Raw genomic sequence first — 21,052 nt, forward strand, 5'->3', positions numbered from 1 at the left:
GCCTGGCCAACGCCTCCGCCGAGGCCGAGGGCGTCGCCGCCAACTCCCCCGGCGTGCTCTCCGGCAACCTGATCCAGGTCCCGGTCCACGTCCCGGTCAACGTCTGCGGCAACACCATCGACGTCCTCATCGGCGTGCTGAACCCGGCCTTCGGCAACACCTGCGTCAACGCCGGCTGAACCGCCCGACGCCGTACCGCGCCACACGGCACACCAACTCCCTGCTGCGATCTAGGAGATCAACCCTCATGCGCAACATCAAGAAGGCCGCGGTCCTGACCGTCGCCGCCGCCGGCCTGGTCCTCGGCTCGGCCGGCCTGGCCAACGCCTCCGCCGAGGCCGAGGGCGTCGCCGCCAACTCCCCCGGCGTGCTCTCCGGCAACCTGATCCAGGTCCCGGTCCACGTCCCGATCAACCTGTGCGGCAACTCGATCAACGTCGTCGGCCTGCTGAACCCGGCCTTCGGCAACACCTGCATCAACGCCGACGGGGGTGTCGAGCGCGAGGAGGCCGCGGAGCCGGTCGAGCACGAGCACGCGCAGCCGCCGGCCGAGCACGAGCACGAGCACGAGCACCACCACCACGAGCAGGCGGACGAGGACTGCGACTGACCGGACCCGGCCGATCGCTGACCCGTGCAGACTGCCCCTCGGCCACCGGCCGGGGGGCAGTGCTCGTCCCCGTCGCCTCGAAGTGCGCGTCACCCCGAAGTACCCGGCACGTCGAAGTACCCAGCACCCCGAAGACTCGTTAACCCGACGTACCTGTCCTCCCGAAGTCCCCTCCCCCGAAGGAATGGCCGATGTCCCGGAAGACCACCGGAGCGCTGGCCGCGCTCGGCACCGCGCTGCTGCTCGGCGCCGTCACCGCCCAGACCGCGCACGCCGAGACCGAACAGCCGGCCGGGCTCCCGCTGCCCGCCACCCATCTGCAGCCCACCGACGCCCAGCAGGCCCTCGGCGGCACCACCTCCGCGCTCGGCTACGCAATCGCCCCGGCCAAGGACCTGCGGCTCGACCCGTGGGCCAACTCCGGCGCGGACGTGTTCAACAACGGCGTCGCCGTGGTCCCCGACAACGGTCTCGGCCCGATCGGCACCGGCACGCTCACCAAGCCGCTGTCCGCCGGCGGCGGGGCCAAGGACCTCCCGCTGGCCGGCCCGCTGCTCAACGCACTGCCGCTCTGACGCCCACCCGGACAGTCGTACGGCCCGGCCTCCGCAAGGAGCAACCGGGCCGTACGACTGTGTGGTGTCGCCGCGTCAGGCCTGCGTCCGGTCCAGCGCGCCGGTGAGGGTCCGCACCGGGTTGGCCTGGTCGAGCATCTCGCCGCTGATGGCGGTGGTGGTGGCGGCCAGCGTCTTCACCGAGTCGGTGACCGAGATCTGGTCCTGCTCGCCGCCGAGCGAGGCCTTGGCGCCCGGTACGGCCTGCACGGGGGCGGTCACCACGTGCGGGTCCACCTTGTCCAGGCTCAATGCGGCATCGGTCAGCCGGCCGCTCTCGCCCTGCACGAAGGTGACCGGCCGGCCCAGGCCCACCGCCGGGCCGCCCAGGTTCAGCGGCGCGGGCGGCGCGTCCAGGTCCAGGGTGCCGAGCGTGGCGCCCTTGTCCACCTCGGGCAGCGGCAGCCGGGCGCCCAGCGACGGGCCCAGCTTGGTGCCGTTGAGGGCCGGCAGCACCTGGTCCGGGATCGGCTCGGTCGGGCTCTGGCCCGTCCCGCTCGGCGGCAGCAGCGGCGAGCTCGGGATGCCGCCGTGGATCTCGCCGCCGTCCGCGAGCAGCGGCAGCGGCGAGTTCGGCGTGCTGAGCGGAATGCTGAACGGCACCTCCCTGGTGGCCAGTCCGTCCTCCAGCGCGGCCACCTCGGCCGGGGTCTTGGCCGCCGCCTGGGCCACGCCCTGCGCCGCCGCCACGCCGGCGCCGACCGCCAGCAGCAGGGCGCCCGTGGCCCGCTTCGAGAGCTTCATGGTGTTCGCCGTCCGTTCGGGTATCCGGTAATTCGGTACGTCGGTCATTCCGTATGACTTCTTATGCCGCCAGCAACCGTGAAGTACTTCGGGTGCGTCGCGCGCACCCTGGCGAACGAGCCACCTCCCCCACGGATAGCGGCAGTTAACCGGAACGGCCTAATAATCCGACTGGCGCGCGGAGAAACCGGTGATCCTCGACGAATTTTCTCCGCCCCCGTAACTTTCCTGTTCGCCATTCTTTGATCCCGACGACGACGGGGCAGCACCCCTCGAACGGTATTTCAGAGAGGTATCTCGACCATGCTCAAGAAGTCTTTGGCCACCGTCGGCCTGGCCGCCGCCGCGCTGGCCGCGGTGTCCACCCCTGCCGTCGCGATCGGCGACGCGGACGGTTCGGCCGCCACCATCCAGGGCAATGGCGGCACCAACTCCAGCGGCACCTGGGGCAACCACAGCCCGAACTTCCACTTCGCCGACAACCCGAACATCTGCCTGCCGGAGATCCACAACATCGGCGTGGCAGTGCTGGGCGTGGCCATCCCGGTCGAGGTCGACGCGCTCAACAACCAGCCCAAGCAGACCTGTGTGGTCGGCCAGGGCACCGTCGGAAGCGGCGACGGCGGCGTCTCCCACCTGGTCGGCTGACGCTCCGTCACCGCCCTCCGGCGCGGAGCCGCCAGCTCCGCGCCCCACGACCCGCCCGGTCCGTTCCCCCGGCCGGGCGGTGGCCCCGGCGCGAGCCACGCGTCAGGGGTGCTGCTCCACTCCATCAGATCCGAAAAGGAATGACCCCATGATCAAGAAGGCTCTCGCCGCCGTCGGCGTCGTCGCCGCCGGTCTCGCCATGTCCGCCGCCCCCGCGATGGCCATCGGCGACGCGGACGGCTCCGCCACCTCGCTCCAGGGCAACGGCGGCACCAACCACACCGGCACCGAAGGCAACCACAGCCCGAACAACCACGTGCTGGACAACCCGAACATCTGCCTGCCCGAGATCGACAACGTCGCCGTCGCCGCCCTGATCGGCATCGCCGTCCCGATCAAGGCCGACGTTCTGGACAACCACCCGACCCAGACCTGCGTCGTGGGCCAGAACACCGTGGGCAGCGGCGACGGTGGCGTCAGCCACCTGATCGGCTGATCTTCCCCGGTCACAGCCGACCGCCGGGTCCGGGGCCAGCCCCGGGCCCGGCGGTTTCGTGTCTCCGGCCTTACCCCACCCGTTCGTTCGCGGCGCGATCGGGTGATCGGAGCACCGGCGGGCGCGTGCAGCGGCCCGCCAGCCGCACCCCCGTGTTGACGTAGGGACACCACCCGACGCAGAGAGGAACTCTCCATGAAGAGCAAGCTGGGCAAGGCCGTCATCACCACCGTCGCCGCACTCGCCCTGGCCGGCATCGCCTCCCCCGCCTGTGCGCACGTCGTCGCCGGTGGCGGTGAGGAGGGCGTGATCACCGCCCACGAGCCCTTCATCGCGGGCCACGAGGGCGGCTTCGCCGCGACCGACCACATCTTCACCATGGGCGGTGGCGGCGGCTGGGCCACCGACGAGGCGGTCGGCGGCGGCGGGGGCGGCATCGCCGCCATCGGCTGACCCCACGAAAGCCTGCGGGCGCGGTGACCTGCGCGAGCAACGAGCGCACATCCGCAAGGTCGCGATCACGTGCCAGTCATTGGCCTGCATCGCGATCTTGCGGTTGAGTGCCTTCCGCTTCGCGCAGTTCCCCGCGCCCCTCTTCGTGCACCCCTAGCGCAGCAGGCGGGCGGCCTCGGTGGCCCAGTAGGTGAGGATCTGCTCGGCGCCGGCCCGGCGGATCGAGGTGAGGGTCTCCAGGATGGTGCGCTCGCGGTCGATCCAGCCGTTGGCGGCGGCGGCCTCGACCATCGAGTACTCGCCGGAGACCTGGTAGGCGGAGACCGGCACCGGGGAGGCGTCGGCGATCTGGCGCAGGATGTCCAGGTAGGCCATCGCGGGCTTGACCATCACCATGTCCGCGCCCTCGGCGAGGTCCTGTTCCAGCTCGCGCAGCGACTCGCGGGCGTTGGCCGGGTCCTGCTGGTAGGTCTTGCGGTCGCCGTTGAGCGAGGAGCCGACGGCCTCCCGGAACGGGCCGAAGAAGGCAGAGGCGTACTTCGCGGTGTAGGCGAGGATGCCGGTGTCCTGGTAGCCGGCGTCGTCCAGGGCGCGGCGGATGAAGCCGACCTGACCGTCCATCATCCCGGACGGGCCGACCAGGTGGACGCCCGCCTCGGCCTGCACCACGGCCATCTCGGCGTAGCGCTCCAGGGTGGCGTCGTTGTCGACCGAGCCGTCCTCGGCGAGCACGCCGCAGTGGCCGTGGTCGGTGTACTCGTCCAGGCACAGGTCGGACATCACCACCAGGGCGTCGCCGACCTCGGAGACCACGTCGCGGATGGCGACCTGCAGGATGCCGTCGGGGTTGGTGCCCTCGGAGCCGACCGCGTCCTGCACCTCGGGGACGCCGAACAGCATGATGCCGCCCAGCCCGGCCTCGGCGGCCTCGACGGCGGCCCGGCGCAGGGTGTCGCGGGTGTGCTGGACGACGCCGGGCATCGAGGTGATCGGCTTCGGCTCGGTGATGCCCTCGCGGACGAACGCGGGCAGGATCAGCTCGGCCGGGTGGAGCCGGGTCTCGGCGACCAGGCGGCGCATCGCGGGGGTGGAGCGCAGGCGGCGCGGGCGGACGGACGGGAATTCGGCGGACACTTCGAAGGCTCCCTGAGTCACGGAAAAGCCGTCAGGGGGAGGCTCGGTTGGCCTCCCCCTGACGGAGGGTCAGCGCGCCTTGCGGCGCGAACCGGGGCGGCGTTCGCTCGGCCGGTAGACCGGCTCGCCTGCCGCGGTGGCGGCGTCCCGGCGGTTGGCCCCGAAGTCGGCCAGCGCCTGGGCGAGCGCGGACGCGGACGGGGCCGGGGCCATCACGTCGACCCGCAGGCCGTGTTCCTCCGCCGTCTTGGCGGTGGCCGGGCCGATGCAGGCGATGACGGTCACGTTGTGCGGCTTGCCGGCGATGCCGACCAGGTTGCGGACGGTCGAGGACGAGGTGAACAGCACCGCGTCGAAGCCGCCGCCCTTGATCGCCTCGCGGGTCTCGGCCGGCGGCGGCGAGGCGCGCACCGTGCGGTACGCCGTCACGTCGTCAACCTCCCAGCCGAGCTCGACCAGGCCCGCCACCAGGGTCTCGGTGGCGATGTCGGCGCGCGGCAGCAGCACCCGGTCGATCGGGTCGAACACCGGGTCGTACGGCGGCCAGTCCTCCAGCAGTCCGGCGGCGGACTGCTCGCCGGACGGCACCAGGTCCGGCTTCACGCCGAAGTCGACCAGCGCCTGCGCGGTGGTCTCGCCGACCGCCGCGACCTTGATGCCGGCGAACGCGCGGGCGTCGAGCCCGTACTCCTCGAACTTCTCCCGGACGGCCTTGACGGCGTTCACCGAGGTGAAGGCGATCCACTCGTAGCGGCCGGTGACCAGGCCCTTGATCGCGCGTTCCATCTGCTGCGGGGTGCGCGGCGGCTCGACCGCGATGGTCGGCACCTCCTGCGGCACCGCGCCGTACGAGCGCAGCTGCTCGGACAGGCCGTGGGCCTGCTCCTTGGTGCGCGGCACCAGCACGTTCCAGCCGAACAGCGGCTTCGTCTCGAACCAGGAGTGCGAGGCGCGGTGGGCGACCTGCTCGCCCACCACGGCTATCACCGAGGTCGCCGGGTCCACCGGGGCGGAGACCGGCGAGGGAAGCACCCGGGCGGCCTTCAGGTCGGCGGCGATGGCGGCCAGCGTGGAGGTGAAGGTGCGCTGCCGGGTGGTGGTGCCGGACAGCGTGGCCGACAGCGCCGCGTCGGGCTTGCGGCCGTGCGCCACCAGGGCGTTGGCGGTCGCGGGCAGCTGGCCCAGGGTGGTGCGCACCACCAGGGTGGTCTCGGGCGCGCCGAGGTCGACCAGCTGGCCGCCGAGCAGCGCCTCGCCGTCCACGAACCGGACGTCCGCGCCCTGGGAGCTGCGGAGCGGCACACCCGCGTAGGCGGGCACGCCCACCGACTGGGCGACGCCGGGGACGACCTCGAACGGGACGCCGGCCTTGGCGCAGCGCAGCATCTCCTGGGCGGCGCAGCCGTCCAGGCCGGGGTCGCCGTCGACGGTGCGGACCAGGTGGCGGCCGGCCCGGACGGCGTCGGCGGCCAGGTCGCTCAGCTCCTTGCCGGCGTCGGCCGGGTCGAGCACCTGGACGCCGCTGGGGCAGTGGGTGCGCACGGCGGCGGCGGTCAGCGGGTCGGCGATCAGCACGTCGGCGGTGCTGAGCACGTCGACGGCGCGCAGGGTGAGCAGCCCGGGGTCGCCGGGGCCGGCGCCGAGGAAGGTGCAGCGCCCTGCGGGCGGGTGGAATCCGGCGGCGGTCATCGGGCGCGCTCCCCCATCAGGTTGGCCGCTCCGGCGTCGAGCAGCCGGGTGGCCAGGGCGCGGCCCAGGGCCGCGGCCTGCTCCTCGGCGGCTTCGTCGAGGACGAGCGGGCCGTTGGCGGACATCTTGAGCAGTTCGGCGCCATCGGTGGTGCCGACCGCGCCGTCCAGGCGCAGTTCGGTGCCGGCCCAGGTGGCCAGCGCGGCGACCGGCGCGGAGCAGCCGGCCTCCAGGGTGGCCAGCAGGGCGCGCTCGGCGACCACGGCGGCCCGGGTGGGGACGTGGTCGAGCCGGGACAGCACGGCGGCCAGGGTCGGGTCGACGCACTCGACGGCGAGCGCGCCCTGCCCGGGGGCGGGCAGCATCAGCGCGGTGTCGAGGTGCTCGGTGATCTCACCGGAGCGGCCGAGCCGGTTCAGGCCGGCGGTGGCCAGCACCACGGCGTCGAGTTCGCCGGAGGTGACGTAGTTGATGCGGGTGTCGACGTTGCCGCGGATCGCGACGGTCTCCAGGTCCGCGTCGTGCGCCCGGGCCCAGGCGTTGAGCTGGGCCATCCGGCGCGGGGAGCCGGTGCCGATCCGGACGGTGCGGCCGTCGGCCTTGCCGACCAGCTCGGCCAGACCGAGGCCGTCGCGGGCGACCAGGGCGTCCCGGACGTCCTCGCGCTCGGGGACGGCGGCCAGCAGCAGCCCGGCGGGGGCGGCGGTCGGCAGGTCCTTGAGCGAGTGGACGGCCAGGTCGATGCGGCCCTCCAGCAGGGCGTCGCGCAGCGCGGAGACGAACACACCGGTGCCGCCGATCTGCGCCAGCGACTCCCGGGAGACGTCCCCGTAGGTGGTGATCTCGACCAGCTCCACCCGGCGGCCGGTGATCTTGGCCACCTCCTCGGCGACCATGCCCGACTGGGCCATGGCGAGGGCGCTGCGGCGGGTACCGAGGCGCAGCGGCGTCACTGTCTCTGGACCATTCATGAGGTGATCGTCCTGGTCGTGCTGGGGGGCTGACGGGGTGTTCATCTGGGTGCTCCGGCGGGCGGGGCGACGGCGGCCTGGGCGGCGGGGACACCGCCGGCCGGGATCGAGGACCCGGCCCGGTCGCCGGTCGGGGTGCCGGAGACAGCGTGCACTGCGGCGGGGTCCAAGTCGAACAGTTCGCGCAGGGCTTCCGCGTAGGAGGCCCCGCCGGGTTCGGCGGCGAGCTGCTTGACCTTGACGGTCGGGGCGTGCAGCAGTTTGTCGACCACCCGGCGCACGGCCTGCGAGATCTCCGCGCTGGAGCGCTCGTCCAGGTCGGGCAGCCGGGAGGTGAGCCGGGCGAGTTCGCTGCGGACCACCTCGGAGGCCATGGCGCGCAGGGCGACCACGGTGGGGGCGATCCGGGCGGCGCGCTGCGCCTGGCCGAAGGCGGTGACCTCGTCGCTGACGATGGTGGAGACGGCGTCCACGTCGCCCGCACCGGGGGTGGCGGCGTGCGCGTGGGAGAGGCTCTCCAGGTCGACCAGCAGGGCGCCGTCGAGCTGGTGCACGGTGTGGTCGACGTCGCGGGGCATGGCGAGGTCGAGGAAGGCGAGCGGCTGCTCGGCGCTGCGGGCGGCGAGGGCGGCGGTCACCTCGGCGGCGTCGATGACGGTGCCGGCCGCGCCGGTGCAGGAGATCACCAGGTCCACGTCGGCGAGGGCCTGCGGGACCTTGTCGAAGTCCAGGGTGCGGGCGGCGCTGCCGAGGATCTCCACCAGTCGTTCGGCGCGGGCCGGGGTGCGGTTGGCGATCTGCAGGTCGGTGATGCCGACCCGGACCAGGGTGGCGGCGGCCAGGGAGCTCATCGAGCCGGCGCCGACCACCAGGGCGCGCTTGCCGGTGATCGGGCCGGCGCCGAGCGCGACCTGCTCCAGGCCGAAGGTGACCAGCGACTGGCCGGCCTTGTCGATGCCGGTCTCGCTGTGCGCCCGCTTGCCGACCCGCAGGGCCTGCTGGAACAGCTCGTTCAGGCCGCGGCCGGCGGTGTGCTCGTCCTGGGCCTTGGCGAGGGCGTCGCGCAGCTGGCCGAGGATCTGGCCCTCGCCGACGACCATCGAGTCCAGGCCGCAGGCCACCGAGAACAGGTGGTGGACGGCGCGGTCCTCGTAGTGCACGTACAGGTGCGGGGTGAGCTCGTCGAGGTCGACGCCGCTGTGCCCGGCGAGCAGCTGGGACAGCTCGGCGACGCCGGCGTGGAACTTGTCCACGTCGGCGTACAGCTCGATCCGGTTGCAGGTGTTGACCAGGGCCGCTTCGGCGACGGTCGCCGAGGCGGCGGCGTCGTGCAGCAGCCGGGTCGGGCTCTCGCCGGTGAGCGCGGCGCGCTCCAGTACGCCGACCGGTGCGGTCCGGTGACTCAGACCGACTACCAGAAGACTCATGCCCCCACCTCGTCGTGACGGATGTTGGTGCTCACGCCGGCATCACCGCGGACAGGTCGTCCTCGGGGCCCTTGGCGCCCTTGGCGGCCGGGGTGTTCTTCGCCTGCTCGCCCTTGCCGCCGCCGGCGGCGCGGCGCAGCTTGGCGGCGGCGGCGCGGACCGGCCCGGGGGCACGGTCGAGCACCGAGTCGCCGGCGGCGGGCTCGTCGCCGGCCTTGCGCTGCTCGTGGAAGGCGAGGATCTGCAGCTCGATCGACAGGTCGACCTTGCGTACGTCCACGCCGTCCGGGACGGTCAGCACGGTGGGCGCGAAGTTCAGGATGCTGGTGACGCCGGCCTCGACCAGGCGGTCGCAGACCAGCTGGGCGGCGCCGGGCGGGGTGGTGATCACACCGATGGAGACGTGCTGGGAGACGACGATGTCCTCCAGTTCGTCCATGTGCCGTACCGGCAGGCCGGCGGCGGTGCTGCCGACCACGTTGGGGTCGGCGTCCAGCAGGGCGGCCACCCGGAAGCCGCGGGAGGCGAAGCCGCCGTAGTTGGCGAGCGCGTGGCCGAGGTTGCCGATGCCGACGATGACGACCGGCCAGTCCTGGGTGAGGCCGAGCTCGCGGGAGATCTGGTAGACGAGGTACTCGACGTCGTAGCCGACGCCGCGGGTGCCGTAGGACCCGAGGTAGGAGAAGTCCTTGCGGAGCTTGGCGGAGTTCACGCCGGCCGCGGCGGCCAGCTCCTCGGAGGAGACGGTCGGCACGGAACGCTCGGACAGCGCGGTCAGCGCCCGCAGGTAGAGCGGGAGACGGGCCACCGTCGCCTCCGGAATGCCTCGCGCACGCGAGGTCCGGCGCGCGGCGCCCGGGTCGGGCGTCTGCGAACTGCTGGGTGAGGGTCGGCCGATTGCCACGTTGCTCCTGTGGGTGAAGCTGGGCTTGGACCGCCAGGCTATGCGTTTGTGAACGTGTGCACAAAGATGGTGTCCGATTTGTCCCCGAACAGTGACACGCATCACTCGTAACCCGCCGCGCCGACCAACGGACGCGCCCCCTCCACTCCGGCCGGCCACGGGCCCAGCGGAGCCCACCGGCGCAGCAGTCGGACCGACCCCGGGGAACGCGCCGAACGGGCCGCCGCCAGCCGCGGCCACGGCACCGTCGCGACGGCCGGAACGAGCTCCTCCGCCGGGCAGCCGATCCGCAGGCAGTGCCGCAGCAGCTCGACGGTGGCCCGGGCGTCGCCGAGCGCGGTGTGCGCCGGGAACCAGCCGAGCCCGGCCGCCTCCACACACGCGGACAGTCCGAAACCACCCGCCTGCGGCAGCACCCGGCGGGCCAGGCGCATCGTGCACACCGCCGGCAGCACCGGCAGCACCACGCCGATCCGCGCGAACTCCCGCTCCAGGAACGCCCGGTCGCAGGTCACGTGGTGTCCGACCAGCACCCGGCCGGCCAGCAGCTCCAGCAGCCACGGCGCGATCTGCCGGAACCGGGGCGCGCCGACCACGTCCTCCTGCGCTATCCGGTGCACGTGCGTCGGCCCCACCGGCCCGGCCGGATCGAGCAGCGTGGCGAACACGCGCTCGGTGCGCAGGGCGGCGTCCAGCTGCACCACGGCGACCTCGACCACCCGGTGGCGCCAGGGGCTACGACCGGTGGCCTCGACGTCGACGACGGCATAGCCGTTCATCGCGCCCTCCTCTTGCACAGCCCCCGGCGGACAACCATTCGATGGTAAGCCGGAAGCCGGTGGAAATCCCAGGGCCGAGACCGCCGAACGCCTGCGAAGGCAAGGCGGGACAGGCGGGTGCGAGGAGGGTCACACCGGCCCGGCGGTCAGGCCAGCGCCTTGCGCAGCCGCGTCTCGTCCACCCGCCAGAAGTCGTGCTGCCGGCCGTCGATCAGCGTCACCGGGATCTGCTCGGCGTACTGCTCGTACAGCGCCGCGTCCTGCAGGATGTCCTTCTCCTCGAAACCGACGCCGAGCTCGCCGACCACCTTGAGGATCACCGCCCGGGCGTCCTCGCACAGATGGCAGCCGGGCTTGCCGATCAGCGTCACCGTGGTGTCGGCCGGGTTCTTCTTCGCACGTCGCAGCAGGCTCACGCCACTCATTGTGCAGGCGCTCACGGCGGCGCCCCGGATGCCCCTCGTTCACCGGTGCGGCACTCCTCGGTCACGGGGTCGGGCGCCCCGGCTGACTATGCTCGTCGCATGGCAGCGCTGCGAAGGCTCACCCGGTCGAGGCGTTCCACCGACGAACGGACCGTCCTGGCGGGCGAGGCCGCGGCCGACGCCGCCCAGGAACAGCTCGCTCCCGACGGCACGGAGCCCGGCCGCCCCAAGGCCCCCGAGGGCGACCACACCCCGGTGCCCGGCGACGTCCGGGCCGCCGCGTTCTTCGACTGCGACAACACCATCCTGCGCGGCGCCGCGATCTTCTACCTCGGCGTCGGCCTGTACCGGCGGCGCTTCTTCACCCGCCGCGACCTGGCCCGGTTCGCCTGGCAGCAGGCCTCGTTCCGGCTGCGCGGCGCCGAGAACGCCGACCACATCGCCGACGCCCGGGACAGCGCGCTCAGCCTGGTCGCGGGCAAGCGCACCGCCGACCTGGAACGGATCTGCGAGGAGATCTTCGAGCCCGTCCTGGCCGAGAAGGTCTGGCCCGGCACCCGCGCCCTGGTCCAGATGCACCTGGACGCCGGACAGCGGGCCTGGCTGGTCACCGCCGCCCCGCAGGAGGTCGCCCGGCTGATCGCCCGCCGGCTCGGCATGACCGGCGCCCTCGGCACCGTCGCCGAGACCCGCGACGGCGAGTACACCGGACGGCTGGTCGGCGGCATGCTGCACGGCCCCGCCAAGGCCGCCGCGGTCCAGGCCCTGGCCCGCCGCGAACACCTCGACCTGGCCCGCTGCGCCGCGTTCAGCGACTCCGCCAACGACATCCCGATGCTCAGCCTGGTCGGCCACCCGTACGTGATCAACCCGGACGCGGCGCTGCGCCGGCACGCCCGGGCGATGGGCTGGCGGGTGCGGGACTTCCGCACCGGGCGCAAGGCCGCCCGGATCGGCATCCCCGCGGCGGCCGCGCTCGGCGTGGCGGCCGGGGCGGCCGCCGCCGCGGTGGCGATGCGCCGCCGGCAGCGGACCTGATCCGGTATCACCCGCCCCGCCATTGACCGGGCGTCAATCCGCCGCCGCTGACACGCCCCCTTGCGGGTGGTCCTGACCTGCCCCGCGCCCCCGCCCCGACGGCCCCGAGCAGGCCCTTGAGCCATGACCGGAACTGATCGTTCGGCAGTCGGCCAAAGTCATGGGTTGGGACCGCCCCGACCGGGGAAACCCCGGCCTTCCATCACCAGTCGGTCACCAGGTGCGCACAACCGGTCGCAATGAGCCGGAGAAATGACGTCAACTCCGGTCATCAGCAGCCGAATTTGCGTGAGAAGTGGACTTCCTTCGACCACTTCGACCACGGGGTGTAGCTGTCATTGCACAAAGCGTTATTCTCTCCTGGATGCACGCCACCCCGAACGTCCCCGTGACGGGTGGTCAATGCGGCGTGCCTCTCCGCACAGGCGGAGGTGATCCGTCCACAGTTCTGCCTCTGGGAGTCCCGTGTACCCACCCGTCCGGAACGACGCGCCAGCCACCTCCCGCCCGTCGACCGTCGGCCTGCGCCGCGGTGTGCGCCTGGAGCGACTGTGGGCCGCGATCCGCGAGTTCGAGCTGCTGGTCCCCCAGCCCGCGGTGGCCGGCCCCACGTTCACCGCACCCGCCCCCGCCGCGTTCGCCGCGCCGCTCCTGCGCTCCACCGCCGCCGGCAGCCCCGCCGCCGCCCCGCGCAGCCGGACCGTCCCCTCCCCCGGCACCCGCGGCCGGGCCCGCACCGCACCCGCCGGCCCCGGCTACGACACCGAGCACAACCCCGTCGTCGATCTGGTCGAACGCGCCCAGAACGGCGAGAGCGAGGCCTTCGGGCAGCTCTACGACCACTACGCCGACACCGTCTACCGGTACATCTACTACCGGGTCGGCAGCCGGGCCACCGCCGAGGACCTCACCAGCGAGACCTTCCTGCGCGCGCTGCGCCGGATCGGCACCTTCACCTGGCAGGGCCGCGACTTCGGGGCCTGGCTGGTCACCATCGCCCGCAACCTGGTGGCCGACCACTTCAAGTCCAGCCGGTTCCGGCTGGAGGTCACCACCGGCGAGATGCTCGACTCCAACGAGTGCGAGCGCAGCCCCGAGGAGTCGGTGCTGGAGTCGCTCTCCAACGCCGCCCTGCTCGACGCGGTGCGGCGGCTCAACCCGCAGCAGCAGGAGTGCGTCACGCTGCGCTTCCTGCAAGGGCTCTCGGTCGCCGAGACGGCCCGGATCATGGGCAAGAACGAGGGCGCCATCAAGACGCTGCAGTACCGGGCGGTGCGCACGCTGGCCCGCCTGCTGCCGCCGGACGCCCGGTGATCCGCGGGCTGTGGACGCGACACCCGACAGACCCTCGTCCGGCAGACCCTCGCCCGGCAGATCCCCGCGCGAACAGGCGCGCCCGGCGCGCCCATTGGCAGCGCGCCCGGCCGATGACGCGCCGTCAACTCCGCGCAGGCGCTTGCCCGTCCGGGTGATGGGACGGTCATCTGCTCTGCTTAATACGCCAGGGGGGTCGTGCGTAACCGACTCCCGACACCGCTCGTTGGCCAGCGTGCATCCCGCCACCGGGCCCGCAGTCAAGTGGGATTTCGAGCTGTCACCCGATGGTGTGGTTTCGGCCTGTCGGGACAACCAACCGACGGGCCACGGTGTCGAAAACGACGAAGGGAGGTGTGGCCCGTGACGGCAAACGTGCTGGAGCACCGGCGGGCGAAGTCCTTCGCCGAGGCGCTGGAGGCCCACCAGAGTGACCACCGGAGCAGCGGCGCGCACCGGGCCGGCTCCGCCGCCATGACCGAGCTGCTCACCATGGCCGACGCGCTCGGCGCGCTCCCCGCCCCCGGGCTCGCCGCCGAGACGCGGACGGTCCAACGCGCCCGGCTGATGGCCGCGTTCGAGCAGCAGTGGGCCGACGGTGCCCCCACGGCGGTCCTCCCCGTCCAGCGCGGCAGGCGCACCCGCCGCACCCGTTGGGGCCGCCGCCTGGCCATCGGCGGACTGGTCGCGGGCGTCGCCGTCGGCTCCCTCGGCGGGGTCGCCGCGGCCTCCACCAACGCCCTGCCCGGGGACGCCCTGTACGGCATGAAGCGCGGCCTCGAAGGGCTGCGCCTCGACTGGGCCGACAACGACTCCGAGCGCGGCGCCCTGCTCCTCCAGCAGGCCTCCACCCGGCTCGACGAGGCGCAGTCGCTGATCGGCCGCACCGACCCCGGCAGCACGCTCAGCCCCGCCACGGTCGACCAGGTCCGCCGCGCCCTCGACGACATGCACGCCGAGGCGCTGCGCGGCCGCGACCTGCTGCGCGCGGTCTACCGCTCCAACGGCTCGCTCGCCCCGATGCGTCAACTCGCCGGCTTCGCCGGGCAGGACGAGCGCTGGTCGGCGCTGCAGTCCCGGCTGCCGTCCGGCCTGGCCGGCCAGGCCGACAAGGTGGACCGCCTGTTCAGCGACATAAGCGAGGACGTCGCGCCCCTGCGGCTGGTACAGCCTTCCGGCCAGGGCAGCGACGGCAGCGGAACCGGCGCGGGTTCCGGCAGCGGGGCCGGTCAGCAGCAGCCCGGCAGCAACACCGAGAGCACCGGCGGCGGTACCGGGCAGGGCCCGGCCGCCGGGTCGTCCGCCCGGGCCACCACCCCGTCGGCCAGCCCGTCCGCCGCGCCCGGTCTGGGCAGCCTGCTGGGTGGCCTCACCGGCTCCACTCCCTCGCCGACCGCCACACCGACCCACGGCGGCGCCCCGGCCCCGTCGGCCTCCCCGTCCGCGCCCGCGGGCGGCAACCAGGGACTCAACCTCCCGCCGCTCCTCCCGGGGCTGCTGCCCGGGCTGACCCTCAACTGAGCCCGTTCGCCCCGCGCCCCGCACCGGGGGCGCGGGGCGAACGACCCCGGCCGAGCGTCAGCCGAAGACCGAGCGGCGCTGCACCAGCAGCTTGTACAGCGTGTGCTGAATGGTCTCCCGTACCTGGTCGGTCAGGTTGAACACCAGCATCGGGTCGTCGGCGGCGTCCTTCGGGTAACTGTCCGTCGGGATCGGCTCGCCGAACTGGATGGTCCACTTGGTCGGCAGCGGGATCGCCCCGAGCGGGCCCAGCCACGGGAAGGTCGGCGTGATCGGCAGGTACGGCAGGCCGAGCAGCCGGGCCAGCGTCTTGAAGTTGCCGATCATCGGGTAGGTCTCCTCCGCCCCGACGATCGAACACGGCACGATCGGCACCCCGGCCCGCAGCGCGGACGCCACGAAGCCGCCGCGGCCGAACCGCTGGAGCTTGTACCGGTCGGCGAACGGCTTGCCGATGCCCTTGAAGCCCTCCGGCCAGACCCCGACCACCTCGCCGCGTTCCAGCAAGGTCTGCGCGTCCTCGTTGCAGGCCAGCGTGTGCCCCGCCTTGCGGGCCAGTTCGTTGACCACGGGCAGCACGAACACCAGGTCGGCGGCCAGCATCCGCAAGTGCCGGTCGGCGTGGTCGTGCACCGCGACCTGGGTCATCAGCGCGTCCAGCGGAATGGTGCCGGAGTGGTTGGCGACGATCAGCACGCCGCCCTCGGCCGGGATGTGCTCGGTGCCGCGGACCTCGATCCGGAAGTACTTCTCCGCCAGCGGCCGCAGCAGCGCCAGGAACACCTCCTCGGTCAGCTCCCGGTCGAAGCCGAAGTCGTCGACCTCGTAATCGCCCGTCAGCCGGCGGCGCAGGAAGCCGAGCCCGCCGGCGGCACGCTGCTCCCAGCCTTTGCCGAACAGCTGGGTCGCGGTCGCGCCGAGCCGGCCGGAGAGCGCGGCGCCGACGCTGTCGGCCAGCCGGTCGGCGAGCGCCGGGCGCGGCCCAGGGCCGGACCAGCTCGGCGCGGACTCGATCGGGATGACCTTGGCCGCCGGGTCGGCGGGCTCCCGGGCGGCTGTCATCGCGGCCTCAACTCCTCGGGCTGGCTGGAACGGTGGTCGGTGAGCAGATCGGTGAGCCGGTCGGTGACGGCGGTCAGCCGGGCCGACGGCAACGGGCCGGGCACCACGTGCGCGGCGAAGTCGGCGAACGCCTCGGGAGTGGTCCAGCGGGGCGTGTACCCGAACGTGTCGCGCAGCAGCGCGGTGTCCACCACCCGTCCGTGGGTGAGCAGTTGGAGCTGCTCCGGGGAGAACGCGCGGTCCGCGGGGGCGGTCAGCTGCCGGGCCAGCTGGGCGACCAGGCCGAGCGCGGGCCGCAGCAGCGGCACCGTGGGCCGGCCGAGCCGGCGGGCGCACTGGGAGAGCAGCAGCACGCCGTCGCCCGCCACGTTGTAGGTGCCGGTCGGCGCGTCCAGCGCGGCCATCCGCAGCACCTCCAGCGCGTCGTCCTCGTGGACGAACTGCAGGCGCGGGTCGTGGCCGAGCGCGGTCGGCAGCACCGGCAGCCGGAAGTACGCGGTCAGCGGGGTGTCGCCGTGCGGGCCGAGGATGTTGGCGAAGCGCAGCACCGTGACCGCGACGTCGGGGCGGCGGCGGGCGAACCCCCGTACGTAGCCCTCCACTTCGGCGGCGTCCCGGGCGAAGCCGCCGGGCGGCAGCGCCTTGGGCTGCATCCGCTCGCCGAACACCGCCGGGTCGCGCGGCGCGGAGCCGTAGACGGCGGTGGTGGACTTCACCACCAGGCGGCGCACGCCGGGGGCCTTCTGGCAGGCGCCGAGCAGCTGCATGGTGCCGATGACGTTGGTCTCCTTCACCAGCGCCCGGCCGCCGTGGCCGAGGGCGGTGACGTGCAGGTGCACCACGGTGTCGACCTCGTGCTCGGCGATCACCCGGGCGATCGCCGGCCGGCGCAGATCGACCTGCACGTACTCCACGCCGAACGGCAGCGCGGCCGGCGGTGGACCGGCGTCCACCCCCACCACCCGGTCCACGCCCGGCTGTTCGACGATCTGCCCGGCGAAACGTGCACCGAGCCGGTGCGACACGCCGGTGACGAGCACGACCTTGCCCACGTTGCCGCGACCTCCCATGGCTGCCAGTGCTGCCTTCCCCCTGAGCTGCACCGTACCGCGCCACGGAGGCGGGAGCGGAAACGCCACTGCCCGCCGCCGGAAATCATCCGGGGACGGGCAGTGGCGCACCGAAGGCGCCAGTTCTTCCTGCGTCGCTGAGCGCGAGTCCTGGGCTGACCCCCGTGTGAACGGGGATGGCGCCGAACGGTGCTACTTCTTGTTGCGACGCTGCACGCGAGTGCGCTTCAGAAGCTTGCGGTGCTTCTTCTTGGCCATACGCTTGCGACGCTTCTTGATGACAGAGCCCACGGAACATTCCTCGCTCACTCGGACCCGCGCCCGTGAGGAACGGGAGTCCATACGACTGACGGAGGGCCTAGCCTACCGTCCACCTCGCGTTTGCCGTAATCGGAGTCCGTCGGCTATTGCGGACTACGCGCTCTGCAGCCGCACGTAGGACTCCTGGAGGTACTCGTGCACCTTCTGCTCGGGCACCCGGAACGAGCGTCCGACCCTGATGGCCGGAAGTTCGCCGCTGTGCACGAGGCGGTAGACCGTCATCTTCGAGACCCGCATCACCGAGGCGACCTCGGCGACGGTCAGGAAGACCACATCCTGCAGGGGACGCTCGCTCATGACCCTCACCCGACCCTTACCCGTGTGCAAGGCACCGGCTTCCCCTCCGGTGACTCCACCGGCACACGTGTATCCCCAGAGTAGTTATGGGTGGTACGGGTGGGAAGAGGGTGGCCGTCAACTGTTGTACGGTGCGAGATCCGCTCGTTGCAGTACGTAGTCACTCAGCGCTCTGTAGCAGGACGGGTCCGAACCGTCCTCCAGCGGGACGACCACGGCGACCAGGCCGTCCGCCTCGGCGGCGAACGGGGCGACGTCGTTGCAGTCGGCGACCCCGCCCGCCGGGATGCCGAGGCGGCCGGCGCCGCAGAGCCAGCCGTGGTCGCCCAGGACCAGGCCGGGCGGGCGGTGCCCGGCGTCGGCGAGGGCGGTCAGGGCGAGGCGGACGGGCAGCGGGGAGTGCGTGTGGGCCGGCTCGCCGGGGCCGGGGCGGCCCGGGCGTTCGGGGCCGTCCAGGGCGCGCGTCACCAGCACCCGGTCGACCACGTCGAGGTAACGGGGGCGGTTACCGTCCGGGGTGGGCTCACGGAAGCGCGCGCCCCGCGCGGGGGTGTGCACGGGGCAGCCCGCCGCTTCGAGCGCCGTGACGAGCGCCCCGTGGAACCCGGCCAGCTTGGTCGGGTGCCCGGTGCCGGCCAGCACGCTGCCGCGGCGGTCGGCGGTGCGGCGCAGCAGCGCGGCCAGGCGGTCGAGGGCGGCGATGGTGAGTTCGGGGTCGATGGTGTCGGGGCCCTCGGCGTACCGGGGGTCGGGGTGCACGCCGACGCGTTCGGCCATCAGCCGCAGCACCGCGTCCTGGTCGCGGCGGGGCTCCGGTGCGAGGCCCATCAGCGCCTTGGGGTCGCCCTGGGCGAAGAGCCGGTAGTGGCGGAGGTTGTTCTGCCGGGACGTGGGCACGTCCGGGCCGGCCAGCCGGTGCTTCAGCAGGTGGGCGCGGAGTTTGTCGCGGGCGGTCACGGGATCAGTCCGTGGTGCGGGAGGACGGCACGGCGGGTGGCCAGGACGGCCTGGTCGAGGCGGTCGGCGGGGTCGTAGCCGCCGTCGTGGAAGTCCGACCAGTGCGGGGTGGCGCCGTCGGTCATCCGCAGCGGGGCGGGGCGGCGGGTCAGCCGGTAGACCTCGGCGCGCCACTCCTCGGGGGTTTCGGTGGCCGGGTCGACGGGGTGCCCGGCGGCGGTGGCCACCAGGTGGGTCCAGGTGCGGGGCACCACGTCGACCACCGCGTACCCGCCGCCGCCGGTGGCCACCCAGCGGCCGTCGGCGTACTGGTGGGCCAGGCGGTGCACCGACTCGGCCATCAGGCGCTGGGCATCGACGGTGACGGCCAGATGGGCGAGCGGGTCCTCGATGTGGGTGTCCGCGCCGTGCTGGCTGACGATCACCTGCGGGCGGAACGACGCCAGCAGGTCGGGGACGACGGCGTGGAAGGCGCGCAGCCACCCGGCGTCGCCGGTGCCGGCGGGCAGCGCCAGGTTGGCGGCGGTGCCCTCGGCGTCCGGGCCGCCGGTCTCGGTGGCCCAGCCGGTCTGCGGGAACAGGGTGCTGGGGCTCTCGTGCACGGAGACGGTGAGCACCCGGGGGTCGTTCCAGAACGCCTGCTGGACGCCGTCGCCGTGGTGGACGTCCACGTCGACGTAGGCGACCCGCTCCGCGCCCAGCTCCAGCAGGCGGGCGATGGCCAGGGCGGGGTCGTTGTAGATGCAGAAGCCGGACGCCTGGCCGGGCATCGCGTGGTGCAGTCCGCCCGCGAAGTTGACGGCGTGCGGGGTCTGTCCGCGCCACACCGCCTCGGCGGCGGCCACCGACTGGCCGGCGATCAGCGCCGAGGCGGTGTGCAGCGCGGGGAACGACCAGTTGTCGTCGGTGCCGAGACCGTGCACGGGGTCGGTGGCGGACGGGTCGGCGGCGGCACGTCTCACGGCGGCGAGATACTCGGCGGTGTGCACCAGGCGGAGCGTGGAGTCGCCTGCGGCGGGGGCCGAACGCAACGTCACGGACGGCTGCTTGGTGAGGCCGAGGGACTCGATCAGACGCATCGTCAGGGCGAGACGGGTCGGGTCCATGGGGTGGCCCGGGCCGAAGTCGTAGCCGGTTTCGGCTTCGTCCCAGAACAGGTGCAGTCCGCAAGTATCTGCCATGGGCACACGGTATCGGGAGGCGTCCTACGAGAGCGCACGCGCGTGCAGGTGGTGATCCGTGACGCGATCTTTCCGCCGGTCAGCTTCCGTTCCGCGCAGTTCCCCGCGCCCCCGGATTCGCACCCACCCGCGCCCCCGGTTTCGCACCCGCCTGCGCGGCCGCCGGGGCGAAGTGCGGGGCGAGCGGGATGATCGCGAGGATCAGGAGCATGGGGGCGCCGAAGGCCCAGCGGTAGCCGGAGAGTCCGGCGAGGGTGCCGACGAGGGGGGAGCCGATCAGGAAGCCGGCGTAGTTGAAGAGGTTGAGGCGGGCGACGGCGGCGTCGCTCGCGTGCGGGAGGAGGCGGCCGCCGGCGGCGAAGACCTGGGGGATGATCGCGCAGATGCCGAAGCCGAGGACGGTGAAGCCGAGGATGCCGGCCGAGGTGCCGGGGGCGGTGGCGGCGATCAGGAAGCCGGTGCCGGCCAGGCTCGCGCCGGCGCGGACCACGGCTGTCGCGCCGAAGCGCTGGACGGCGCGGTCGCCGACGGCGCGGCCGAGCAGCATGGCGAGCATGTAGCCGAGGTAGGAGAGCTTGGCGAGGTCCTCGCGGCTGCCGAGGCCGTCGGTGAGGTACTTGACGCTGTAGTTGGAGACCGAGGCGTCCGCGATGTAGGCGAAGGCCATCGCGGCGCACAGCGGCAGCAGCGGCCGCCAGGGGATGCGGCGGGCGGCGAGTTCGGCGGCTTCCCGGACGGCGTCGCCGAGTTCGGCGGGGCCGGCGAATTGGCGGCCGACGACGAGGGCGGCGGGTATCAGCAGGGCGGCCGCGCCGCCGAACAGCAGCGGCAGGCCGGCGTCCCAGTGGGCGCCGAGGCCGGCCAGTGCGGCGCCGAGGATGCCGCCGAGGCTGAACGCGGCGTGGAAGCCGATCATGATGCTGCGGCCGTAGCGGTGCTGGAGGCCGACGCCGAGCATGTTCATGGAGGCGTCGAGGGCGCCGACCAGGAGGCCGAACAGGCCGAGGGCGATGGCGAGTTGCCACAGTTGGTTGCCGAGGCCGGTGAGCGCGAGGGTGAGGCAGACGGCGGGCTGGACGACGCGCAGCACGCCGCGCGCGGTGGTGCGCTTGACCAGTGCCTCGGAGCCGATCGAGCCGATGCCGGCCAGGATCGGGACGGCGGCCAGGAAGGCCGGCAGCAGGCCGTCGCTGAGGCTGTAGCGCTTCTGGAGTTCGGGGATGCAGGCCACCAGCAGCGCGAAGGTGGTGCCCTGGAGGAAGAACGAGACGGCGAGCGCGGCCCGGGCCTGGCGGAGCCGGGGGGTCGGTTCGGCCTGCATCAAAACCTCGCTCACCACCGACGCTACCGGCCGGTACGAAGGACGTTGGGCCAGAGCGTAGGCGGTGGGCGGCGCC

At 73.2% G+C, this 21,052-nt stretch carries 24 protein-coding genes; 9 read left to right on the top strand and 15 right to left on the bottom strand.

Features of this window, described 5'->3' with window-relative positions:
• Window positions 1-2 precede the first annotated feature (2 nt).
• The 3 genes from ACZ6R9_RS01595 to ACZ6R9_RS01605 all read left to right on the top strand — a co-directional run bounded on the left by ACZ6R9_RS01595 (window position 3) and on the right by ACZ6R9_RS01605 (window position 1,185).
• A complete protein-coding gene (locus tag ACZ6R9_RS01595; RefSeq protein ID WP_465536775.1) occupies window positions 3-179 on the top strand; it encodes a chaplin in 177 nt (58 codons plus the stop codon).
• Window positions 180-247: 68 nt separating this feature from the next.
• Window positions 248-610 (top strand): chaplin, encoded by a 363-nt coding sequence (locus ACZ6R9_RS01600; protein WP_380484357.1) that lies wholly within the window; start codon window positions 248-250, stop codon window positions 608-610.
• 191 nt (window positions 611-801) lie between these two features.
• Window positions 802-1,185: a hypothetical protein gene (locus tag ACZ6R9_RS01605; protein WP_465535783.1), complete on the top strand. Its 384-nt coding sequence runs from the start codon at window positions 802-804 to the stop codon at window positions 1,183-1,185.
• 75 nt (window positions 1,186-1,260) lie between these two features.
• On the opposite strand, the gene ACZ6R9_RS01610 is transcribed toward ACZ6R9_RS01605, so the two are convergent.
• The gene (locus tag ACZ6R9_RS01610) at window positions 1,261-2,016 is read right to left on the bottom strand and encodes a hypothetical protein (RefSeq protein WP_465535785.1); all 756 of its coding nucleotides are present in this window, start codon (window positions 2,014-2,016) and stop codon (window positions 1,261-1,263) included.
• Between the two features lie 255 nt (window positions 2,017-2,271).
• On the opposite strand from ACZ6R9_RS01610, the gene ACZ6R9_RS01615 reads away from it, so the two are divergent.
• From ACZ6R9_RS01615 to ACZ6R9_RS01625, 3 genes are all read left to right on the top strand, one after another.
• A complete protein-coding gene (locus tag ACZ6R9_RS01615) occupies window positions 2,272-2,616 on the top strand; it encodes a rodlet layer protein (RefSeq protein WP_380484352.1) in 345 nt (114 codons plus the stop codon).
• Window positions 2,617-2,764: 148 nt separating this feature from the next.
• Entirely contained in the window at window positions 2,765-3,112 is a 348-nt protein-coding gene (locus ACZ6R9_RS01620; protein ID WP_380484351.1) for a rodlet layer protein, read from the top strand.
• Between the two features lie 195 nt (window positions 3,113-3,307).
• Complete coding sequence (locus tag ACZ6R9_RS01625) at window positions 3,308-3,565, top strand: hypothetical protein (RefSeq protein ID WP_380484349.1); 258 nt, start codon at window positions 3,308-3,310, stop codon at window positions 3,563-3,565.
• A 153-nt stretch (window positions 3,566-3,718) separates the two neighbouring features.
• Here the strand turns inward: ACZ6R9_RS01625 and hemB are convergent, their stop codons facing one another.
• From hemB to ACZ6R9_RS01660, 7 genes are all read right to left on the bottom strand, one after another.
• Window positions 3,719-4,699, bottom strand: a complete 981-nt coding sequence (gene hemB, locus ACZ6R9_RS01630; RefSeq protein WP_380484348.1) for a porphobilinogen synthase — start codon at window positions 4,697-4,699, stop codon at window positions 3,719-3,721.
• 69 nt (window positions 4,700-4,768) lie between these two features.
• The gene (locus ACZ6R9_RS01635) at window positions 4,769-6,388 is read right to left on the bottom strand and encodes a bifunctional uroporphyrinogen-III C-methyltransferase/uroporphyrinogen-III synthase (RefSeq protein ID WP_465535788.1); all 1,620 of its coding nucleotides are present in this window, start codon (window positions 6,386-6,388) and stop codon (window positions 4,769-4,771) included.
• Window positions 6,385-7,359: a hydroxymethylbilane synthase gene (gene hemC, locus ACZ6R9_RS01640; protein WP_465535790.1), complete on the bottom strand. Its 975-nt coding sequence runs from the start codon at window positions 7,357-7,359 to the stop codon at window positions 6,385-6,387. Before hemC ends, ACZ6R9_RS01635 begins: the two co-directional genes overlap by 4 nt.
• Window positions 7,360-7,400: 41 nt before the next feature.
• Entirely contained in the window at window positions 7,401-8,786 is a 1,386-nt protein-coding gene (locus tag ACZ6R9_RS01645) for a glutamyl-tRNA reductase (RefSeq protein ID WP_380484343.1), read from the bottom strand.
• A gap of 31 nt (window positions 8,787-8,817) precedes the next feature.
• A complete protein-coding gene (locus tag ACZ6R9_RS01650) occupies window positions 8,818-9,690 on the bottom strand; it encodes a redox-sensing transcriptional repressor Rex (RefSeq protein WP_380484341.1) in 873 nt (290 codons plus the stop codon).
• Window positions 9,691-9,791: 101 nt separating this feature from the next.
• On the bottom strand, window positions 9,792-10,469 hold the full coding sequence (locus ACZ6R9_RS01655) for a 3'-5' exonuclease (RefSeq protein ID WP_380484340.1): 678 nt from the start codon (window positions 10,467-10,469) through the stop codon (window positions 9,792-9,794).
• A 146-nt stretch (window positions 10,470-10,615) separates the two neighbouring features.
• Window positions 10,616-10,894 (bottom strand): glutaredoxin family protein, encoded by a 279-nt coding sequence (locus ACZ6R9_RS01660; protein ID WP_380484338.1) that lies wholly within the window; start codon window positions 10,892-10,894, stop codon window positions 10,616-10,618.
• A gap of 99 nt (window positions 10,895-10,993) precedes the next feature.
• Here ACZ6R9_RS01660 and ACZ6R9_RS01665 point away from each other — a divergent pair, with 99 nt between their 5' ends.
• From ACZ6R9_RS01665 to ACZ6R9_RS01675, 3 genes are all read left to right on the top strand, one after another.
• Window positions 10,994-11,932 (top strand): HAD family hydrolase, encoded by a 939-nt coding sequence (locus ACZ6R9_RS01665; RefSeq protein ID WP_380484336.1) that lies wholly within the window; start codon window positions 10,994-10,996, stop codon window positions 11,930-11,932.
• Window positions 11,933-12,397: 465 nt separating this feature from the next.
• On the top strand, window positions 12,398-13,246 hold the full coding sequence (locus ACZ6R9_RS01670) for an ECF subfamily RNA polymerase sigma factor, BldN family (protein WP_380484334.1): 849 nt from the start codon (window positions 12,398-12,400) through the stop codon (window positions 13,244-13,246).
• Between the two features lie 363 nt (window positions 13,247-13,609).
• A complete protein-coding gene (locus tag ACZ6R9_RS01675) occupies window positions 13,610-14,767 on the top strand; it encodes a DUF5667 domain-containing protein (protein ID WP_380484332.1) in 1,158 nt (385 codons plus the stop codon).
• A gap of 57 nt (window positions 14,768-14,824) precedes the next feature.
• Here ACZ6R9_RS01675 and ACZ6R9_RS01680 read toward each other — a convergent pair whose 3' ends face one another.
• The 7 genes from ACZ6R9_RS01680 to ACZ6R9_RS01710 form a co-directional block, all read right to left on the bottom strand.
• The gene (locus ACZ6R9_RS01680; protein ID WP_380484331.1) at window positions 14,825-15,829 is read right to left on the bottom strand and encodes a lysophospholipid acyltransferase family protein; all 1,005 of its coding nucleotides are present in this window, start codon (window positions 15,827-15,829) and stop codon (window positions 14,825-14,827) included.
• Window positions 15,826-16,881, bottom strand: coding sequence for an NAD-dependent epimerase/dehydratase family protein (locus ACZ6R9_RS01685; protein ID WP_465535795.1), 1,056 nt, complete (start codon window positions 16,879-16,881; stop codon window positions 15,826-15,828). The genes ACZ6R9_RS01680 and ACZ6R9_RS01685 overlap by 4 nt, the downstream gene beginning before the upstream one ends.
• Before the next feature lie 210 nt (window positions 16,882-17,091).
• Window positions 17,092-17,241, bottom strand: a complete 150-nt coding sequence (locus ACZ6R9_RS01690) for a 30S ribosomal protein bS22 (RefSeq protein ID WP_425268772.1) — start codon at window positions 17,239-17,241, stop codon at window positions 17,092-17,094.
• 72 nt (window positions 17,242-17,313) lie between these two features.
• Window positions 17,314-17,517, bottom strand: coding sequence for a helix-turn-helix domain-containing protein (locus ACZ6R9_RS01695; protein ID WP_035863710.1), 204 nt, complete (start codon window positions 17,515-17,517; stop codon window positions 17,314-17,316).
• Between the two features lie 117 nt (window positions 17,518-17,634).
• Window positions 17,635-18,474 carry a phosphatase gene (locus tag ACZ6R9_RS01700; protein WP_465535798.1) on the bottom strand — a complete coding sequence of 280 codons (840 nt, stop codon included), beginning with the start codon at window positions 18,472-18,474 and terminating at the stop codon, window positions 17,635-17,637.
• Window positions 18,471-19,655, bottom strand: coding sequence for an acetoin utilization protein AcuC (locus ACZ6R9_RS01705; protein WP_465535800.1), 1,185 nt, complete (start codon window positions 19,653-19,655; stop codon window positions 18,471-18,473). Before ACZ6R9_RS01705 ends, ACZ6R9_RS01700 begins: the two co-directional genes overlap by 4 nt.
• A 79-nt stretch (window positions 19,656-19,734) precedes the next feature.
• Window positions 19,735-20,976 (bottom strand): MFS transporter, encoded by a 1,242-nt coding sequence (locus ACZ6R9_RS01710; RefSeq protein WP_380484495.1) that lies wholly within the window; start codon window positions 20,974-20,976, stop codon window positions 19,735-19,737.
• Between the last annotated feature and the right edge of the window lie 76 nt (window positions 20,977-21,052).

The organism is Kitasatospora sp. NPDC048662, assembly GCF_055587065.1.

What these genes read in the sequence shown, in the direction of transcription:
- ACZ6R9_RS01600 (WP_380484357.1), top strand. Translation starts at nt 248, where the DNA reads ATGCGCAACATCAAGAAGGCCGCGGTCCTGACCGTCGCCGCCGCCGGC.
- ACZ6R9_RS01605 (WP_465535783.1), top strand. Translation starts at nt 802, where the DNA reads ATGTCCCGGAAGACCACCGGAGCGCTGGCCGCGCTCGGCACCGCGCTG.
- ACZ6R9_RS01610 (WP_465535785.1), bottom strand. Translation starts at nt 2,016, where the DNA reads ATGACCGACGTACCGAATTACCGGATACCCGAACGGACGGCGAACACC.
- ACZ6R9_RS01615 (WP_380484352.1), top strand. Translation starts at nt 2,272, where the DNA reads ATGCTCAAGAAGTCTTTGGCCACCGTCGGCCTGGCCGCCGCCGCGCTG.
- ACZ6R9_RS01620 (WP_380484351.1), top strand. Translation starts at nt 2,765, where the DNA reads ATGATCAAGAAGGCTCTCGCCGCCGTCGGCGTCGTCGCCGCCGGTCTC.
- ACZ6R9_RS01625 (WP_380484349.1), top strand. Translation starts at nt 3,308, where the DNA reads ATGAAGAGCAAGCTGGGCAAGGCCGTCATCACCACCGTCGCCGCACTC.
- ACZ6R9_RS01635 (WP_465535788.1), bottom strand. Translation starts at nt 6,388, where the DNA reads ATGACCGCCGCCGGATTCCACCCGCCCGCAGGGCGCTGCACCTTCCTC.
- hemC (WP_465535790.1), bottom strand. Translation starts at nt 7,359, where the DNA reads ATGAATGGTCCAGAGACAGTGACGCCGCTGCGCCTCGGTACCCGCCGC.
- ACZ6R9_RS01645 (WP_380484343.1), bottom strand. Translation starts at nt 8,786, where the DNA reads ATGAGTCTTCTGGTAGTCGGTCTGAGTCACCGGACCGCACCGGTCGGC.
- ACZ6R9_RS01655 (WP_380484340.1), bottom strand. Translation starts at nt 10,469, where the DNA reads ATGAACGGCTATGCCGTCGTCGACGTCGAGGCCACCGGTCGTAGCCCC.
- ACZ6R9_RS01660 (WP_380484338.1), bottom strand. Translation starts at nt 10,894, where the DNA reads ATGAGTGGCGTGAGCCTGCTGCGACGTGCGAAGAAGAACCCGGCCGAC.
- ACZ6R9_RS01665 (WP_380484336.1), top strand. Translation starts at nt 10,994, where the DNA reads ATGGCAGCGCTGCGAAGGCTCACCCGGTCGAGGCGTTCCACCGACGAA.
- ACZ6R9_RS01680 (WP_380484331.1), bottom strand. Translation starts at nt 15,829, where the DNA reads ATGACAGCCGCCCGGGAGCCCGCCGACCCGGCGGCCAAGGTCATCCCG.
- ACZ6R9_RS01690 (WP_425268772.1), bottom strand. Translation starts at nt 17,241, where the DNA reads ATGGACTCCCGTTCCTCACGGGCGCGGGTCCGAGTGAGCGAGGAATGT.
- ACZ6R9_RS01695 (WP_035863710.1), bottom strand. Translation starts at nt 17,517, where the DNA reads ATGAGCGAGCGTCCCCTGCAGGATGTGGTCTTCCTGACCGTCGCCGAG.
- ACZ6R9_RS01705 (WP_465535800.1), bottom strand. Translation starts at nt 19,655, where the DNA reads ATGGCAGATACTTGCGGACTGCACCTGTTCTGGGACGAAGCCGAAACC.
- ACZ6R9_RS01710 (WP_380484495.1), bottom strand. Translation starts at nt 20,976, where the DNA reads ATGCAGGCCGAACCGACCCCCCGGCTCCGCCAGGCCCGGGCCGCGCTC.